19 protein-coding genes are annotated in these 19,084 nt (G+C 31.5%); 17 read left to right on the forward strand and 2 right to left on the reverse strand.

Annotation, left to right across the window (positions count from 1 at the left end; all coding sequences use genetic code 11):
* Positions 1 to 185: 185 nt before the first annotated feature.
* From RCH19_RS07740 to RCH19_RS07760, 5 genes are all read left to right on the forward strand, one after another.
* Entirely contained in the window at positions 186 to 485 is a 300-nt protein-coding gene (locus tag RCH19_RS07740) for a hypothetical protein (protein WP_343022741.1), read from the forward strand.
* A gap of 265 nt (positions 486 to 750) precedes the next feature.
* Positions 751 to 1,365 carry a hypothetical protein gene (locus RCH19_RS07745; RefSeq protein ID WP_343022742.1) on the forward strand — a complete coding sequence of 205 codons (615 nt, stop codon included), beginning with the start codon at positions 751 to 753 and terminating at the stop codon, positions 1,363 to 1,365.
* A 7-nt stretch (positions 1,366 to 1,372) separates the two neighbouring features.
* The gene (locus RCH19_RS07750; protein ID WP_343022743.1) at positions 1,373 to 2,302 is read left to right on the forward strand and encodes a TerC family protein; all 930 of its coding nucleotides are present in this window, start codon (positions 1,373 to 1,375) and stop codon (positions 2,300 to 2,302) included.
* Between the two features lie 11 nt (positions 2,303 to 2,313).
* A complete protein-coding gene (locus RCH19_RS07755; RefSeq protein ID WP_121924245.1) occupies positions 2,314 to 2,559 on the forward strand; it encodes a zf-TFIIB domain-containing protein in 246 nt (81 codons plus the stop codon).
* A gap of 314 nt (positions 2,560 to 2,873) precedes the next feature.
* Positions 2,874 to 3,377: a hypothetical protein gene (locus RCH19_RS07760; protein WP_121924246.1), complete on the forward strand. Its 504-nt coding sequence runs from the start codon at positions 2,874 to 2,876 to the stop codon at positions 3,375 to 3,377.
* Between the two features lie 69 nt (positions 3,378 to 3,446).
* On the opposite strand, the gene RCH19_RS07765 is transcribed toward RCH19_RS07760, so the two are convergent.
* Complete coding sequence (locus RCH19_RS07765) at positions 3,447 to 4,394, reverse strand: TerC family protein (protein WP_121924247.1); 948 nt, start codon at positions 4,392 to 4,394, stop codon at positions 3,447 to 3,449.
* A gap of 294 nt (positions 4,395 to 4,688) precedes the next feature.
* Between RCH19_RS07765 and RCH19_RS07770 the strand changes: the two genes are divergently transcribed.
* The 10 genes from RCH19_RS07770 (at position 4,689) to RCH19_RS07815 (ending at position 14,541) form a co-directional block, all read left to right on the forward strand.
* Positions 4,689 to 6,878, forward strand: coding sequence for a glutamine synthetase III (locus tag RCH19_RS07770; protein WP_343022744.1), 2,190 nt, complete (start codon positions 4,689 to 4,691; stop codon positions 6,876 to 6,878).
* A 347-nt stretch (positions 6,879 to 7,225) separates the two neighbouring features.
* The gene (locus tag RCH19_RS07775; protein ID WP_343022745.1) at positions 7,226 to 8,080 is read left to right on the forward strand and encodes a hypothetical protein; all 855 of its coding nucleotides are present in this window, start codon (positions 7,226 to 7,228) and stop codon (positions 8,078 to 8,080) included.
* A gap of 78 nt (positions 8,081 to 8,158) precedes the next feature.
* Positions 8,159 to 8,695, forward strand: a complete 537-nt coding sequence (locus RCH19_RS07780; RefSeq protein ID WP_343022746.1) for a hypothetical protein — start codon at positions 8,159 to 8,161, stop codon at positions 8,693 to 8,695.
* 7 nt (positions 8,696 to 8,702) lie between these two features.
* The gene (locus RCH19_RS07785) at positions 8,703 to 9,104 is read left to right on the forward strand and encodes a hypothetical protein (RefSeq protein WP_343022747.1); all 402 of its coding nucleotides are present in this window, start codon (positions 8,703 to 8,705) and stop codon (positions 9,102 to 9,104) included.
* A gap of 44 nt (positions 9,105 to 9,148) precedes the next feature.
* Positions 9,149 to 9,439 carry a CsgE family curli-type amyloid fiber assembly protein gene (locus tag RCH19_RS07790; RefSeq protein ID WP_343022798.1) on the forward strand — a complete coding sequence of 97 codons (291 nt, stop codon included), beginning with the start codon at positions 9,149 to 9,151 and terminating at the stop codon, positions 9,437 to 9,439.
* A gap of 15 nt (positions 9,440 to 9,454) precedes the next feature.
* Positions 9,455 to 9,859: a curli production assembly/transport component CsgF gene (locus RCH19_RS07795; RefSeq protein WP_121924253.1), complete on the forward strand. Its 405-nt coding sequence runs from the start codon at positions 9,455 to 9,457 to the stop codon at positions 9,857 to 9,859.
* 1 nt (position 9,860) lies between these two features.
* Positions 9,861 to 11,225 (forward strand): CsgG/HfaB family protein, encoded by a 1,365-nt coding sequence (locus RCH19_RS07800; RefSeq protein WP_121924254.1) that lies wholly within the window; start codon positions 9,861 to 9,863, stop codon positions 11,223 to 11,225.
* Between the two features lie 33 nt (positions 11,226 to 11,258).
* Positions 11,259 to 12,761, forward strand: a complete 1,503-nt coding sequence (locus RCH19_RS07805) for a carboxypeptidase-like regulatory domain-containing protein (protein ID WP_343022748.1) — start codon at positions 11,259 to 11,261, stop codon at positions 12,759 to 12,761.
* Positions 12,762 to 12,940: 179 nt separating this feature from the next.
* Positions 12,941 to 14,119: an AIR synthase related protein gene (locus RCH19_RS07810; protein WP_343022749.1), complete on the forward strand. Its 1,179-nt coding sequence runs from the start codon at positions 12,941 to 12,943 to the stop codon at positions 14,117 to 14,119.
* Positions 14,120 to 14,181: 62 nt separating this feature from the next.
* Positions 14,182 to 14,541 carry a hypothetical protein gene (locus tag RCH19_RS07815; protein ID WP_121924257.1) on the forward strand — a complete coding sequence of 120 codons (360 nt, stop codon included), beginning with the start codon at positions 14,182 to 14,184 and terminating at the stop codon, positions 14,539 to 14,541.
* 264 nt (positions 14,542 to 14,805) lie between these two features.
* On the opposite strand, the gene RCH19_RS07820 is transcribed toward RCH19_RS07815, so the two are convergent.
* Positions 14,806 to 17,634, reverse strand: coding sequence for a pitrilysin family protein (locus tag RCH19_RS07820; RefSeq protein ID WP_343022750.1), 2,829 nt, complete (start codon positions 17,632 to 17,634; stop codon positions 14,806 to 14,808).
* A gap of 225 nt (positions 17,635 to 17,859) precedes the next feature.
* Here RCH19_RS07820 and RCH19_RS07825 point away from each other — a divergent pair, with 225 nt between their 5' ends.
* Entirely contained in the window at positions 17,860 to 18,462 is a 603-nt protein-coding gene (locus tag RCH19_RS07825; RefSeq protein ID WP_343022751.1) for a GNAT family protein, read from the forward strand.
* A gap of 134 nt (positions 18,463 to 18,596) precedes the next feature.
* Positions 18,597 to 19,040, forward strand: coding sequence for a hypothetical protein (locus tag RCH19_RS07830; RefSeq protein WP_343022752.1), 444 nt, complete (start codon positions 18,597 to 18,599; stop codon positions 19,038 to 19,040).
* The last annotated feature ends 44 nt before the right edge of the window (positions 19,041 to 19,084 follow it).

A 19,084-nucleotide genomic window follows, 5' to 3' on the forward strand; every position in this document is an offset into this window, starting at 1 on the left:
AATTAAGTTTTATCAATAAATCCCGATCTAAATCGGGATTTATTAGTTTTAAAATATTTTCGAAAACTTTAATATTCTCTAAAAATTTCAGTTGGACGTATCTATAATAGACCATTGTTGTTAAATAATTCTAAATACTTGATGTTAGAAATACCAACATATTAGTTTTTAATTATTTTTGCGCCATGAAAATTAATCCAAAAAACAGTCTAACTAGTATAATGCTCATAATGAGCATGCTATTATTTTTTGATATTTGTTTTCAAGAAATTCCCACATCTTCTGTAATAGAATTATGCGCTGAGAACCATTCTAACGGTGATTATATTGACTCTGATTCGGAATTAAATGAGGAAGACCAATTAGTTTTTGCAAGTGAATTTTTCGCTCTACCTGAATCGATTACGCATCACAATTATTTTCATTCGACTACACGTCTGAAATTTCCTTTTTTTCCCGTTTGGCAACCGCCAAAACTTATTTAATAGTCACTGACTTTTCTTAATTGTTTTTGAATCTTATTCACTTACTCCTGCAATATTTTAATTTGTACTGGGGAGTACTGTGTTTGTTAACTCAATCACATTCTTATAACTTTTTTTCAAATTTTGAAGTAAAAGAAGAAAAATTAGTGAAAGCATGTTGAACTTCCATTCCATTAAAAGCGATTAAAAGTAGATATACTCTAGGAATAGTGAAAGCGTCATTGCTTGCTAATTAGCAATAATAATACACTTAAATTTAAATAAAATGAATTGGTTTCGAAAATTATATAATTGGGTTTTAAGTTGGGCAGAGACAAAGTATAGCATGACTGTTCTTTTCTTACTCGCATTTGCTGAATCAGTTTTTTTTCCCATTCCACCAGATGTTTTGTTGATTGCTCTGGCTTTAGGAGCATCTTCAAAAGCTTTTAAATATGCATTTACTTGTACATTAGGCTCTGTTCTGGGGGCTTTTCTCGGTTATGCAATTGGGAACTTAGCGTGGTTAACAGCAGCTGGAGAATTTTCATCTTTTGCCAATTTCTTTTTTAATAACGTTCCAGGGTTTTCAATTGAGTTGTATGAAAACATCAAAATTCTATTTACAAATTGGGATTTTTGGGTAATATTCACAGCTGGTTTCACCCCAATTCCTTATAAAGTATTTACTATAACTGCGGGCGCTTTCAATATCAATTTAGGGATGTTTGCACTTGCTTCAATTGTAAGTCGAGGAGCGCGATTTTTTCTAATAGCTTGGTTGATTTGGAAGTTCGGACCAAGTATTAAAAATTTTTTAAATAAATATTTTAATCTTTTAGCCCTCAGCTTTACAATCTTTTTAATAGGAGGTTTTGTTTTAATAAAATACATAATTTAAAATATATATGGTAATAGATAGTTTTGTTTGGATTTGCTTTTTGGGCTTTGTCCTATTAATGTTAGCTTTAGATTTAGGTGTTTTTCATCGAAAATCTCACGAGGTTAAAATAAAAGAAGCACTTGTTTGGAGTGCAGTTTGGATTAGCCTTGCATTAATTTTCAACTACGGAATTTACGTTTTCTTAGGCAAACAGAAAGCAATAGAGTTTTTAACAGGTTACGTCATCGAAAAGTCCTTAAGTATAGATAATCTTTTTGTATTCATAATGCTCTTTACGTATTTTAAGGTAGAAGCTAAATACCAACATAAAGTTCTGTTCTGGGGAATATTAGGTGCGTTAGCGATGCGAGCAGTTTTCATTTTTGCGGGCGCAGCGTTGATAAGTAAGTTTCATTGGATTATTTATATTTTTGGAATCTTATTAGTTGTTACAGGAATCAAAATGCTCTTTCATAAAGATGAAGATATACAACCGGATAAAAATCCTTTAGTTAGACTCTTTAAGAAGTTTTATCCTGTGTCTAAAGAGTCTCATGGTAGTAAATTCTTTGTAAAGATCGATGGAAAGCGATTTGCTACACCTTTATTTGTTGTGCTTTTGATAGTTGAATTTACTGACTTGATTTTTGCTGTGGATTCCATACCGGCTATTCTCGCTATCACAGATGATACCTTTATAATTTTTACTTCAAATGTTTTTGCAATACTAGGTTTAAGAGCACTGTACTTTGCTTTAGCTGGAATTACAAAATATTTCCATTACTTAAAATATGGTTTATCAGCAATTCTAGTTTTTGTTGGAATAAAAATGACAATCGTCGACTTCTACAAAATTCCAATTTTGTATTCATTACTGGCGATAACAGGAATTTTACTAATTTCTGTTTTGCTTTCCATTGCTTTTCCAAAAAAAAATGATTTAATAAATAATTAAAAATAAATATTATGAATTGTCCCACATGTAAAATTGCCCTTGTTATGTCAGACAGACAAGGAATTGAAATCGATTATTGTCCAGAATGCAGAGGAATTTGGCTAGATAGAGGCGAACTTGACAAGATAATTGAACGATCGACGACAGAGTCAAAAACAATTGTTAGTCCGCCGAATCAATCCTACGGTAATAATTCTCAACAAGGTTATTATAAAGATCACAAGAAGAAGCATTGGTTGAACGAATTGTTTGACTAACACTTAATTTAAAACCGCATTATATTTTATATGATGCGGTTTTTTTATTCGAAATTAAATATAGATTCTTATAAATTTTTCTTTGGCTTAAAGCCAAAAACAACTAATAAAAATTACAAATTGTACTTGAAAAAATGAATTTTTAAAAGAAAATAAATAAATTTTTTATTATTATTATTCGACTGTTTACTAGTAGTTTATAATTTTATTTTGTTGATTATTTGATCATTCGTACTATTGCTTTAGTATACAATAGTAACTTTGGCACAATTAGTGGATATAGTTTTTTAGAAAAAATATAAAAACCACAAATTATGAAAAAAATTACCTTGTTGTTAGCTTTCATCGGGATGATGACACTACAAAGTTGTGAAGTAACTGAAGTTTATGACTCGCCAGTAAGCAATAATCCTAGAACAGAAGTGTTTGAAGTTACAGCGTCATTTAATTCTAATAATAATTATACTAAGCTGGTTGTATTTGATCCGCCAATTTATGCTAACGATTCTGTTTTAATGTATCACTTATATGAAGTTGTAAACGGGCAAGACGTTTGGAAATTAATGCCTCAAACCTATTATTTTAATGATGGAGGAGCGCTTGATTACAATTATGACTTTACAAGATTCAATGCTAAAATATCTCTTTCAGCTAATTTTAATTTAAACACTTTAGCTTCTAGCTGGACTCAAAATCAAACTTTCAGATTAGTAATTATACCTGATGGATTTGCTAAAACAGTCAATAAAAATAATATTGACTCTGTAATGTCCGCTTTAAAAGTTAGCAAAAGCGAAGTTAAAAAGATAAGCTTGTAAGTTCTATTATAACAAAAAAAGGGAAATCATTTGATTTCCCTTTTTTTGTTTTCGATCATTTGTAAATATTTAAAGTGCTTCTTTACTACTTTTTCTCAATGAGATTACAATTCCTAAAATAAGTGAAACTGCTATAAAAGCTAAAGAAACCCATTCTGGTAGTTTAATAAAATCGTGTAGTAGCATTTTGACTCCCACAAAACTTAAAATAGCGATAAGACTGTATTCTAAATAACTAAATTTAGCAAGCATATTAGCGAGGAAAAAGTACATAGACCTCAATCCTAAGATTGCAAATATATTCGAACTGAAAACAAGAAATGGATCATTTGTTATTGCAAGAATAGCTGGGACACTGTCAATTGCAAAAACTACATCCATCACCTCAATCACTACAAGCGCTACAAATAATGGTGTAGCGGCGGTAATATGTCTTCTTTTTACAAAAAAATGTTCTTTGTCAATATGGTTTGATATTGGAACAATCTTTTTAAGCATTTTATAAACGAATGATTTTTTAGGTTCAAATTGGTCGTCGTCACCGCTAAATAACATTTTCATAGCTGTGTAGATTAGAAATGCTCCAAATATATAAGTCATCCAAGAGAATTTATTGATCAGCATAACACCAAAAAATATCATTAATCCTCTAAAGATTATAGCACCTAATATTCCCCAAAACAAAACGCGGTGCTGGTATTTTTGCGGTATTTTAAAAGCAGCAAATATTATCGCAATGACAAAAATGTTATCAATACTTAGTGATAGTTCAATGAGATAACCCGTAATAAACTTTATCGCTGCAGTTGCAGGTTGTAATCCATCAGGATTTGCTATATAGTTCGTACTGTAAAGCCAGTAAATAACTCCAGAGAACATAAATGACAATGTTACCCATATAGCAGTCCACTTTCCTGCTTCTTTTGTACTAATAATATGTGGTGTTTTATTGAAAACACCTAAATCAAGTGCAAGAAATATCAAAACAGCGATTAAAAAAAGAATCCAGACAATCATAATTTAAAGTATTTAGGTCAATTTTTTTGTAAAGATACTTTTTGGTTTTATATGTTGGTTAGATTTTTTACCTAAAAGCTATCGTTCACATAATTTCATCTCTTTTTATGCTAATGCTTTATAAAATGATGCTTTTTGGTATTACAGATACAATATTAACGTTAGATTTTTATTGATATTAAATTAAAATTCACTTCCAAACTCAAAAAAAATGGGGGTTGCTTGCTGTAAAATTGACAAATAAATTATATTTGCATCAAATTAGTAGGGGTCTAACTAAATTAAATCAATTTTATGTCAACATTACGTTTCCAAGCTTTAAGAGAAGCTTCCACAAGAAAGCCAGTTATATTTGAAGAATCAGATAGAAAATCTAACTTATTTGGTGCAAATGTTTTTAATGATAAGTCAATGAAGCAGTATTTAACTTCAGATGCTTATAAAGGAGTTCAAGGAGCTGTTCAGCACGGAACTAAAATTGATAGAAAGTTAGCTGATTATATTGCATTAGGAATGAAAGAATGGGCACTTTCTAAAGGAGTAACTCATTATACACACTGGTTTCAACCACTTACCGGTATAACTGCAGAGAAGCATGATGCTTTCTTTGAAACATCTATGGATGGTAGTGATCCTGTTGAAAAATTAGGCGGAGCGCAGTTAGTTCAACAAGAACCGGATGCTTCTAGTTTTCCAAACGGAGGAATTAGAAATACATTTGAAGCAAGAGGATATACGGCTTGGGATCCAACATCTCCAGCGTTTATTTTTGGAACTACTTTATGTATCCCAACAGTTTTTATTTCGTACACAGGAGAAGCATTAGATTTTAAAACACCACTTTTACGAGCGCTAACTGTTATCGACGAAGCGGCGACAGAAGTTTGTAAATATTTTGATAAAAATGTAAAAAAAGTAACTGTAACTTTAGGATGGGAGCAAGAATATTTCTTGATTGATAGTGCATTAGCAAATTCTCGTCCTGATCTTATGATGACTGGAAGAACATTGTTAGGACATACTTCTGCTAAAGGGCAGCAATTAGACGATCATTATTTTGGTTCTATTCCTACTCGTGCTCTTGTGTATATGAGAGATTTGGAACAAGAATGTATGTTACTAGGGATTCCTGTAAAAACACGTCATAATGAAGTAGCACCTAATCAATTTGAGTTAGCGCCAATTTTCGAAGAAATGAATCTTGCAGTAGATCACAACTGCTTATTAATGGATGTGATGCAAAAAGTAGCAGAGCGTCACCATTTTAAAGTTTTGTTTCATGAAAAACCCTTCAAAGGAGTTAACGGATCTGGGAAACACAATAACTGGTCTTTAGCTACAGATACTGGAATTAACTTGTTGAGTCCAAGTAAAACTCCAATGAGTAATTTACAGTTTTTGACATTTTTCATTAACACAATTAAAGCAGTGCATGATAATGAGTCATTATTGAGAGCAGCTATTGCTTCTGCAGGTAATGATCATAGATTAGGAGCTAATGAAGCACCTCCTGCAATTATCTCTGTATTTATTGGTGGCCAATTGATGAAGGTTTTAGATGAATTAGAAGGTGTAACTGCAGGTAAATTATCGCCAGAAGAAAAAACAGACTTAAAATTGAACGTAGTAGGGAAAATCCCAGACGTTCTTTTAGATAATACAGATAGAAATAGAACCTCTCCATTTGCATTTACAGGAAATAAATTTGAGTTTAGAGCGGTAGGTTCTACTGCTAACTGTTCTAATTCAATGACTACTTTGAATGCAATTGTTGCGAAACAACTTAGAGACTTTAAAGTTGAAGTTGATGCTTTGATTGAATCTAAGGACATGAAAAAAGATGATGCGATCTTTAATGTATTGAGAGAATATATTAAAAAATCTAAAAAAATTCTTTTTGAAGGAGATGGATATAGCGAAGAGTGGGAAATAGAAGCAGGTAAAAGAGGTTTGAGTAATTTTAAAACAACTCCTGAGGCACTAAAAGCAAGAGTATCTAAACAATCTTTAGATTTATTTTCTGAATTGAATATCATGAACCATGTTGAGGTAGAGGCGAGATATGAGATTGAATTGGAAGAATACACTAAAAAGATTCAGATTGAAGGTAGAGTTTTAGGAGATATTTCTAAAAACCATGTTATACCTACAGCTATTAAGTATCAAAATACATTAATCACGAATGTAAAAGGATTAAAAGATATTTTTGGAGCTGAATTTGAAACAATCGGGAAGGAGCAAATTGTTCTTATTAAGCAAATCTCTAAACATATTGAAGGAATTAATTCAAATGTGGTAGCGATGACTAATGAGAGAAAGAAAGCAAATACTTTAAACGATGCTCAAGAGATGGCAGAAGCATATTGTAATAATGTAAAACCTTATTTTGAAACTATTAGAAAACATTGTGATAAACTAGAATTATTGGTTGACAACGAAATATGGACTTTAACAAAGTATAGAGAATTACTATTTACAAAGTAATATTGTAAATAATTTATTATAAAAAAGAGGCTTTAGTGCCTCTTTTTTTATGTCCAAAGTCTAAATTTTAATTTAATGTTAAAATTCTTACATTAAAATTTTAACATTTGTGTACTTTGTCGACATAATTCTACATCTTGTCGAAAAGTTCTACAAAAGGCTGTAAAACAAACATTTATATTTTATCCATTTTGAAATGTTTTCTATATTTGAAATAAGATAATCAAACAAGATCATTTTATTATAATAAAAGTCTTGTTATTATTTCTAAAGAAGTGATCTGCCCATTACTTTTTTATAGAACCTACATAATAATTTGTATTAACAACCAATTAAATATATTTATTATGAAAAAAGTAATTTTATGCATCTCCGCGATGCTATTTGTAGGAGCAGTATCATTTGCTCAAGGTAACATTTCAGCTGTTAATCAAGTTGGGAATTCAGATGTTTCAATTGTAAATCAACACGGTGGTCTTAACAAGTCTAATGTTGATCAATTAGGAAACAGCAATAAATCTCAAGTTTATCAAGGAATTCAACCTGCTTCATTTAATGCTTTGTCGAATTTAGCTGACGTTATGCAAAAAGGTAATAACAATGATGCTTTTATCTCTCAAAGTAATAAAGATAATGAAGCTTACCAAATCCAAACAGGTGACATGAATAAAGCAACTATTTGGCAGGATCAAATAGTAGGAGCTCCAAATGCAACTCAAGGTTCTGACTGGGCTAAACAAATTCAAACAGGTAAAAGCAACGTAGCTACTATTGACCAAGGAACAACTGGTAATGAAAAACCAGTATCGCCATCTAAATTTAGTGCAGCACAATTAGCATTTGCAGCAGCAGTTGTAGTTCCAGTTTCGCCACATTTCAATAATGATGCGATCCAAACACAAAATGGTGATAGCAATACTGCTTATGCAAGCCAAGGTGGTAAAGAAAATCATTCTTTTCAAACTCAAACTTCGCCATCTGGAACTTTAGCAGCAGCTGGAAATGAGTCAAATCATTATCAATATGGTGATGGTAATACTGCAACGACTACTCAAAATGGTACTAAATTGTTAGATAATACGCTACAAATTGGTAATCTTAACAATGCAAGTGTTACTCAAAATGGAATGTCACATGAAAGTCTTGCATTCTCTAAAGGAAACAGCAACTCTATTACTGTAACTCAAAATAACGGAATGTAATTTCCTAGGAATATAGCTATAAGATGAGATAGTCTTAACTAGACTATCTCATTTTTTTTTAATTCTAAAAATTATAAGATGAAAAATACCTATTTCTTAAGTAGTGCGATTTTTTTATTTTTCACGCAGCTTACTTTTTCTCAACAATCGGAGGAAAATTTCGCATTTAAAAATTATAATTCTTCCCTATTTGAGCAGCAAGATTCCGCGCTTAATTTTTTAAACTCTTCTAGAAATAGTAACAACAATGACGAATCTTTTAATAAAATTAAAAATTCTGTCGTTGCTATTCAACAAATTGGAAATTTTAATGTGACGTTATTAGATATTAATTCAAAAAAAGCATCAATTTCCGTGAACCAAGAAGGGAATAACAACGAATATAATTTGGTTAAAGATGGACGCAGCATAATGGCTGAGATAAGCCAGAAAGGTAATAGGAATATAATTAATGACTATTCCTATAAAACAAATTATGAAACTAACACTTCGATGATTCAAAACGGTAACGATCAAAATATTAAAAGTATAGGAACTAATTCTATTTCAAAAGATATGAAAGTTATGCAAACTGGAACTGGAGCTTCTGTTATAATTTTAAATAAATTAAACTAAATATAAAATGCTAAATAGATATTTCTCACTAATACTATTATTAGCAACTTCATTCATATTTGCCCAAAATAGTGTGCCTCAAGATGAAGTAAAAGCTAAAATTGAGGTAGAAAAAGTTGAAAATAATATTAAAATTACTGGTACAGCTGAAAATTTGACGAATAGTTTAAAAAGCGCGTCATACCAATTATCAGTCATAAAGAATAGTGTTGCAACACATGCAAATAAATCTAATAATTCGCAGGAAGGACTATTTACATTACAACCATCTGAAAAAATAAAGTTATCTACAACTCAGGTAAACATTAATGATGATGACGAAGTAATTATTATGCTACTTTTTTTTAATGAAGAAAAACAAATTGTAAGCAAAGAGCGATTAGTTTTTAATGCCGAAAAAAAAAAGTAGAAGTAGTTCCTAGCTTACCAGATGAAGGTTTTAATATCAAAGGCATTGTTACTGATAACACTAAAACTAGGGTTGGGAAGGATTTTTATGATAAATATTTTTATAAATATATTGACATTAATATTAACGCAAATGATATCGTTACCATTGGAGAAGAATTTAGTTATGGACGAAACATAAAGCTTAGTATTGAAATAAATAATGAAGTTATTTATGAATTTATGGCACGACCAGATGATGAGTTTCTAGATGAAGTAGCGAGTGAAGCAGTTAAGTTCACTTATTTCTACTTCAAAGAAAAGGAAAAGCAAAGTAAATATTTCACACAATATTAAATTTATACTTCTATTATGAAATACATTTATTTTTTAATATTTATACTTTTTTGTTCAGTGTCAATGAAAGCGCAAGCTTTTGTTTACAAGCCTGTGAATCCTGCCTTTGGAGGCGATACTTTTAATTATCAGTGGTTAATGAGCAGTGCTGAAAATCAAAATAAATTTAAAGATAAGTTGATTGAAGCAGAGAAAAAAACTGACTTACAAAAATTTAAAGAAAGCTTAAATGCACAGTTACTAAGCCAAATATCAAGTTTGCTTTATAAACAACAATTTGGAACGGACGGCTTAGCAGAAGGGTCCTATACTTTCGGTAGTTATTCAATCGATATCTTTCCAACTTCGGAAGGATTGTCTTTAAATATCCTTGATACTAAAACTGGTGAGCAAACTCAAATAATAATTCCAAATAAATAATATGAAAATTAAAACCTACTTTTCTTTATTCATATTGATTTCTTTATCGGGTTGTGCGGGTTTTTACAATCAGCCCACCGGAATAGAAAAAGCAATAATAGGCGAGGGAACGCCTGCTACTTCTTTATTAAAAAATTTACCGACACCAAAAGAACAAGTTGTAGTAGGAGTGTATAAATTTAGAGATCAAACTGGACAATATAAGCCGCAAGAGAACGGAAGTAGTTTTAGTACTGCCGTGACACAAGGCGCAACCTCTATTTTAATTAAAGCTTTAGAAGATTCTAAGTGGTTTATCCCTATTGAAAGAGAGAACGTGGGCAACTTACTACAGGAAAGAAATTTGATTCGCTCGACTAGACAGGAATATATTAAAAGTACTAATCCAAATGACACTCAATTAACGCCGCTTCTTTACGCAGGAGTTCTTCTAGAAGGAGGAATTGTTTCATATGATTCAAATATAATAACTGGTGGTTTTGGCGCCCGATATTTTGGTGCAGGTGGGTCAGTAAAATATCGTCAAGATAGAGTAACAGTATATTTAAGAATGGTTTCTACCTCGAATGGGAAAATTCTAAAATCAGTTTATATTTCTAAAACTATTTTATCGCAAGCAGTAGACCAGAGTTTATTTCGCTACGTTAATTTTAAAAGACTTTTAGAAGTAGAAACAGGTTATACAACCAACGAACCTATTCATATGGCGGTTAGTGAAGCTATAGAAAAAGCAGTAGAGTCTATTGTTTTGGAAGGTATAAAAGATGGAATTCTAATAACAGACGATCCAAAAGAAAAAGTTGATGCTTTACTCGACAAATACAATAAGGAAAATGAAGTTGCAGATAACTCAAAAATGTATGGAAGAGTTTTGGAGTCAAGAAGAAATAAATTTGGAATTGAAATAGGTGCTGGCACCACATTAATGGATGGAGATTATTCAAATCCACTTGCAAGACCATTTGCGAGAGGCGCTTTAAAATATGCATTGTCGCAAAGCTTTAGTATTTCAGCATCAACAAATGTTTTAAAACTTGCGAATAAAAATAGTTTAGATGCTGGCTATGTAACTCTGGACTTGAATTTAGAGTGGCTTCTTTTACCTAAAGATAATCTTTCACCCTTTTTCTATGCAGGTGGAGGATATGGATTTAATAAAAATTTTGAAAACAATCACAGCAAAGTTCAATTTGGAGGTGGTTTAGAATACTTAATCGGTAGTAATGTAGGTTTAAAGTTATTTGGAGAATATAATATTAATTTCAGTGATAATATTGATTACATAGTGACGGGGAAAAGAGATGATTACTATTATAAATTTGGTTTAGGAATTACTTATTATTTAGGTAAAAAGAAAAATAAATAGTTGTTGTTGTAATTTTTATAAAAAAAGAGATCGATGAAATATATAAACTCAATCATTATTTTAGTTGCATTTTTAATTTTTTCTTCTTGTTCTGAAGAGAAGATTGATGGTACTAGTGAAGTATATGGAACAATAACTGGAAAAGTTGTTTCTGCAGATGCATTTGTACCTCTAGAAAACGTAAAAGTTTTTTCAAGTCCAACGTCGAGTACTGTTTTTACGGATGCTGAAGGAAAATTTACTATCAAAAATATTAAAATTGGAGAGTATTCTCTACAAACGCAAATGGATGGTTATCTTTCTAAATTTGAAGCAGTAACAGTTAATAAAAATTTAAATAGTGAAGTAGTATTTGAATTAACTAAGAACACAGGAGCAAACCAACCACCATCTGCACCACTAGCTATCGCGCCATTAGATAATGCATTGGGGCAAAATTTAAGTACAAAGCTAGAGTGGAATGCTACAGATTCCAACAATGACATTCTTACTTACGAAATCACTGTTAGAAATGATAAAAATACCACAATCGCAAAATTTTCAGACATTAAGGTAAAAGAATTAGTTCTGACAAATCTATTATACGGATCTAAATATTTCTGGCAAGTATCTGCTACAGATTCTAAAAGTAAACCTGTCTTGAGTCAAGTTTTTACATTTTCTACTCTCGCATTTCCAACAACACGTTTTCTCATAGTTAAAAAGATAAATTCTAACAATGTGATTTTTGCTGCAAGCCAAGATAAAACGAGCTATCAAATTACAAGTTTAGAAAATAATAGTTGGAGACCCAGAAAGAATAATCAGTCGGATAAGATTGCTTTTATTCAGTCTAATGGCGCTCAAAATCATATATTTATTATGAATTCTGATGGTTCGAATAAAACAAAGGTTACTAATTCAGTTCCCATTGCCGGTTTTAATCCAGACTACATCGGTTTCTCGTGGAATAATTCAGGAAACAAAATCATTTATCCAAATTTTGATAAATTATATGAAATTGGTAGTGATGGAAGTGGTTTACGAAAAATATTTCAGACTCCAAACGGAAAATTTATATCGGAGTGTGACTGGAGTAGTGATGGGACGAAAATAGCACTTAAAGTAAATGATAGTAATGGTTACAAGGCTGAAATTTACGTAATTAATTCATCCGGTGTTGTTATTTCGACTATTTTGCCTGAGCAAACTGGTGCTATTGGTGGGTTAAACTTATCAATAACAGGAAAAAAATTATTGTATACAAAAGATGTTACTGAGTATGAAAGTTCAAATTATAGACAACTAGATACAAGAATTTTCGAATACAATTTTAATACAGCTGCGACTCTTCAAATTACAACAGAAAAAACAGGAGGTACTAATGACCTTGATGCGCGCTATTCTCCTAATGAAGCTGAGGTTATATTTGTAAATACCTCAAATGATGGAGTTTCTGAAAAAAATATTTTAAAAATGGAATTGTATATATCTGGCAATGCTGCTCTAAAAAGAGAAGTTTTATTTAGCGGTAACTTTATGCCTGACTGGGAATAATATATTAAAATGTTGTAATTGAAATACCCTTGCTATACAGTTCGGGTATTTTTTTTAGCTTTTATTTTTGCTTAAAATCAACGTAAAGTCTTCCTAAAAGACCATAGGCAAAACCCAAAAAAATAATTATCTTTGCCCAACAACTACATGCCTAAAATAAGGCTTTACAACTACAATACATGAGTTCAGATACTTCAAAAAGATATGCGCTTCGCGGTGTTTCAGCAGCGAAAGAAGATGTTCATAATGCTATAAAAAATATTGATAAAGGATTGTTTCCACAAGCGTTCTGTAAAATTGTGCCAGATTATTTAACTGGTGATGAAGATTATTGCTTAATAATGCATGCAGATGGTGCAGGAACAAAATCCTCCTTAGCATATATGTATTGGAGGGAAATAGGCGACATATCAGTTTGGAAAGGAATTGCTCAAGACGCATTAATTATGAATATTGATGATTTATTGTGTGTTGGTGCAACCGACAATATTTTACTTTCATCAACTATTGGTAGAAATAAAAATCTAATTCCTGGTGAAGTTCTTTCGGCTATTATTAATGGAACTGAAGAGCTAATTCAAGAGTTGGATACATTTGGAGTTACTATTCACTCTACTGGTGGAGAAACTGCAGATGTGGGCGATATTGTAAGAACAATTATTGTTGATTCCACAGTGACTGCTCGTATGAAACGTAGTAAAGTAATAGACAACGCTAATATTAAAGCTGGAGATGTAATTGTAGGATTGGCCTCTTTTGGTCAGGCTACATACGAAAAGAGTTATAATGGCGGAATGGGTAGTAACGGACTTACATCAGCGAGACATGATGTTTTTGAGAAGTATTTAGCAACTAAATATCCTGAAAGCTTTGATGCAGCGGTTCCAGAAGATTTAATTTATTCAGGCCAAGTAAAATTGACTGATAAAGTTGAAAATTCTCCAATCGACGCAGGACAACTTGTTCTTTCTCCAACAAGGACGTATGCTCCAATCATTAAGAAAATTTTAGATAAATATACATCTAGTGATATTCATGGAATGGTTCATTGCAGTGGTGGAGCGCAAACTAAAATTTTACATTTTGTAGAAAATTTACATATCATAAAAGATAATTTATTTCCAGTACCACCTTTATTTCAATTGATACAAGAGCAATCCAAAACGGATTGGAAAGAAATGTATCAGGTTTTTAATTGCGGACATAGAATGGAAATTTACGTTCCAGAAAATATAGCTGAGGATATTATTGCCATCTCTAAGTCATTTAATGTTGATGCGCAAATCGTTGGTAGAGTATTAGAATCAGAAAGTAAAAAATTAACGATTACCAGCGAATACGGAACTTTCGAATATTAATTATTTTATTGTTGATAGATGAATTTTAAATCTTTCTAATTACAATATTCAACTATTTTAAAATGTACGAATTACTTTTTTGGAATTACATTGACGAAGTTTATTTAAACCATCATGAAGTCTATGAGGCTATAAGTGAGGAGGAATTAGAAATTGATGGATTGGAACAACTTCCTGTTCAAGTCATTTTAAATAGAATAGCTTCTGTATTCTCAAAATGGGAAAAAGTAGATGATAGAAGTTGGAAAAACACTGATGGAGTTGGCGCTTTCCATATTCGGACTACGCCACAGAGCATAAAAATTGACTGCTATGGAACGGAAGGAAAGACTATGGATAGTCTTGTTAGTATAATGGAGGAATTTAAATGTCCGCTTTACGATCCTCAAGTGCCACAACGTTACGATGAAATGGCTGATTAATAGTGCTCATAATTATTTGAGTATTTCATAAAAGCCTTTTGGAAAAAAAAATTCTTCTAAATACTAAAATAGCTACTATCGATATTTCGGTAGTAGCTATTTTAGTATAAACAAGATTATCATTTATAATCTTAGATTTTTTATTTGATGTGCAAGTTTACTGAAATTCTATTAGTGTGTAAACATTACTTAAATAAAGGGAAAATTTGTGCCTTTCCATCTTATCGAAAAAAAAGCACAAACTAGATCTTCCAAAATGAATTTCTATTTCACCACTGATTCATTTAAAAGTATAGGTTTTCCAAATCCTATTTGTTCTAACTTCTTCAACTGTGTTTCGGCATCGCCAATTATTAAATAAATCATCTTCTCAGCATTTAAATATTTTTCTGAAAGTTTTTGAACGTCATTAATTTCAATGCTTTTTACAATATCTTCTTGTTGTTTAGCGTAATCGTTAGCATAATTATAATTGCTAATTTCATATAACATTCCAAGCTTAGCACCTAATGTTTCAAAGGCTCTTGCGTTACTTTTAATCAAATATCCTTTTGTTACTGCAAGATCATTTTCATTGTAGTTTTTACTGTAATTATTTACTATTTCCTTGATTAAACTAACTGCTTCAAAAGTTATGTTAGATCGTACTCCGCTACCAATTACAAATGGCCCTTTGTTAGTAGAACCTGAAAAAGAAGAATTAATTCCATAAGTATATCCTTTACCTTCACGCAGCTGCTGTGTTAATTGTGAGGCAAAACCACCACCACCTAAACGATAATTCATGATTTCTGCTTTGTAAAAGTCACTATCAGTAGCTGCTAGAGCAGGATAGCCAATTCTTATAACTGACTGTTTGGCGCCAGGAACATCATAAAAATATATTTTTGATTGTGTTATCGCATCTGGAACCGGTACTTGAGGAAGCATTACTTTTTTAGAATTCCAACTTTTATTTAAGCTAGTTAAAGATTGCTCAACTTCTTTTTGAGATACAGCACCTACAATTTGAAAAATTGAAACTGATGGAGAACTATTCAACGCGTAATAATTTTTTAGATCAGCTATAAATATGTTTTTTAATGTATTTTCATCACCAATTCTATTGTGAGATAATATCGACTCTTTACCGTAAATAAGTTTTTTAAACTCATTTCTGGCAATACTATTAGGATCTGCTTTTTGCTGTTGAATCTGGCTTAAAGTACTTTGCTTAATTAAATTAAATTCGTTCAAATCCCATCGTGGTTGTAATACTATTTCCTCCACTAATGCTATTGTAGCGCTGTAGTTCTTTGCAAGTGAACTTCCAGCAATAAATATTCCTTCATCAGTCGCGTAAGCTCTAATTGTTGCGCCAAGACTTTCAATAGCGTTTTCAAGTTGCTCTGGTGTTTTATTTTTTGTTCCTTTTGTGAGTAGCTCTGCTAACATTGTTGAAACTCCTATTTTATCTTTCGTTTCTAAAAGCATTCCGCCTTTTATTTGAAGTAAAAATTGCACTAGCGGAACCTCATGATTTTCAATTCCTATTGCTTTTAAACCAGAGGCTGAATTGCTTTTCCATACTGTTGGAAGTTTTACATCTGGGCTTTCGCCGTAGTCTGGTTCGATCGAGCGGTCAAATGTGGAGGGTGTTTTTTCATATGTTGCTGCAATACTTGCGTCAAAGTCATCTTCTTTACCCTCAACAATTTTTTCTTCAACTACAGTTGCTAATGTTGAACCTTTTAAAACTAAATCTGACTGACCTTTTGGAACGAAGCTTGTCGCAATAAAATGTTTTCCTTTAATGTATTTCTCGTAAACTCGCATAACGTCCTTAGTAGTTACGGCAAGAATATTTTTTACATCTTGATCGATAAATCCTGGATCTCCCGCAAAAATTTCATACTGAGCTAATTGAAATCCCTTACCTAAAACACTTGACAAGTTGGTATAAAAGGCAGTTTCTTGGCCCGCTTTGATTCTACTTAAATCTTTTTCTGAAATTCCTTTTAGTTCGAAATCTTTGAATGCTTGATCGATTCCACTCAGTACATCATTTAAATTTACCTTTTTAAATGCTGTCACGCTCAACATATATTGTCCAGCGATTTCTGAGTTATATTGGTAAAGATCTACTGCGTCCGTTATTTTTTTATCTTCAACTAAAGATTTGTAAAGCGGCGCCTTTTTACCTTTAGCTAGATAAGATGCTAGAACTTCCAATGCATAACTATCAGGATGGTATTCGTAAACAGAAGGCCAAGTCAATGTAAGTTGCGGTAAACGTGCAAAATTATCCTCGTAATAGAATTTCTTAGTTTCTTTTAACGAAACAGCTTGTTTTTCCATTTTTGGAATTTCGCCACCTCTTTTTATTTCGCCAAAGTATTTTTCAACCCAAATTTTAGTTTGATTGACATCAAAATCACCAGCGATTGTCAATGTCACGTTGTTTGGAACATACCAGCGATTATAAAAACTTTTTACATCTTCTAGCGTTGCGTTTTGTAAATCTTCTAAAGAGCCTATCACATCCCAGTTATACGGATGAGCTTTAGGATATAAATTTTTAGATATTACTGAAAAAGTATGTCCGTACGGCTTGTTGTCATAGCTCTGTCTTTTTTCATTTTTAACGACTTGTTTCTCTTTCGCTAAAACGGGTTCAGTAACTGTGTTAATGAAGTAGCCTAATTTATCTGCCTCCGCCCATATCATTTTCTCTAGAGCATCTTTAGGAACTGTTTGGAAATAATTAGTCCTGTCTCTGCTTGTAGAACCATTTGCACCTTCGCCACCAATGCGAGCACTCATCTTATCTAATCCACCTTTACCTAAATTCTCTGATTCTAGAAATAGTAAATGTTCAAATAGATGAGCAAATCCCGTTCTTCCCACTTTTTCTCTTGCTGACCCTACGTGACTTGTTAAAGCTACTGCTACAACTGGATCTGATCTATCAACGTGCAAAATGACTTGCAAACCATTTTTCAAAGTAAATTTTTCATATTCTACTTTAAATTCTTTTGATTTCTCGTTTTGAGAATAGAGAGCGAATGAAGCAAAAAACGATAGATAGAGGAGGAGTAATTGGTGAAGTTTCATAGTGTTTGATTATGGTCAGTAATATTTTTTTGAAGCATCTAATGTATGAAAAAATAACAATTTTACAGTTGAGTACCTACAGAATTCTCAAATGTAACTAGCAAAATTCTTAGCAGTTTATCCAATTGATAATTTTAAAAAAAGAACAGAATTTTCGATAAGAGACAAATGTGTATTTAATATTATATTTGAATTAATTTTTTACATTAACAAAATAGAGATAATATGGATTTTGATTTTAGCCAAGATTTAATCCTTGAAGACGAAAAAGTTTTACTTAGACCTTTAAAGATTTCAGATGTTGAAAATTTAATTGAATTTTCTATCAACGAACCTGAAATTTGGGAATATTCTCCAATTGGTGCAGAGGGAAGGGAAAACTTAGAAAAATATATCCAAAATGCTTTGAAAGGAAGAGAAGATAAAATGCAATTTCCTTTTATTGTTTTCGATAAAGTGAGAGGAAAATATGCTGGCAGCACTCGTTTCTATGATATCAACATCCCTTTTAAAACGTTGCAACTGGGATACACTTGGTACGGAAAAGAATTTAGAGGTACGGGCATAAACAAACATTGCAAATTTTTGTTATTGCAATATGCTTTTGAAAAAATGCAGATGGAGCGGGTTGAATTCCGTGCTGATAATGCCAACAAAAGGAGTATTGCTGCAATGATTAGTATAGGTTGTAAAGTTGAAGGTGTGCTAAGAAGTCACATGCCAACTGCAAAGAACGGAATAAGAAGAGATAGTATTATTCTAAGTATTTTAAAAGAAGAATGGTTTTTAGAAGTTAAAGAGAACCTTAGAAAAAAAATAATGTTGTAAAATTTTTCGTTAAATCGCAAAAGCAAGAGCTCTTTTTAGTTCCAATCGATTCCATGATTATCAATATATTATTAAAGAAAAAATATAGCACACAATGCAAAAATCTTCCCGAACTTTGCATAAAATAAAAGAATATGAAAATAAATCCAAAAAACGGAATTGACAAGCTCATTTTCGGTATGAAAGAAAATGACGTTATTGCTATTTATGGCAAACCAGATAGAAATTATAAAGACGAAGATGATAATGTGATCTTTGCTTATAATAAATTAAAAGTTAGATTAACTTTCTATGTTGAGGAAGAATTCAAATTAGGTTATATTGTAGCCTCAAGTAAGGATTTAGAACTTTTTGGAAATAAAATTATTGATAGAAAAATCAGTGATGTAAAAAAAGATTTGACTGCAAAATCAATTACTAAGTTCACTCAAGAAGAATTTGACACTTTTGAAAATTACTTTAATGAGGAAAACTGGATCATTTTTCAAACTGAGTTCGACGAAGTTGTCAAATTTGAAATAGGAGCCATCATAAATCAAAAAGACGAATTCGACTGGAAGTTTCCTTCTAAGAAATAACAAGTTTGCATAAAATAAAGAAACCCGATAGTTATTAAACTATC

Source organism: Flavobacterium sp. PL12, from assembly GCF_039123485.1.
Lineage (GTDB): Bacteria > Bacteroidota > Bacteroidia > Flavobacteriales > Flavobacteriaceae > Flavobacterium > Flavobacterium weaverense.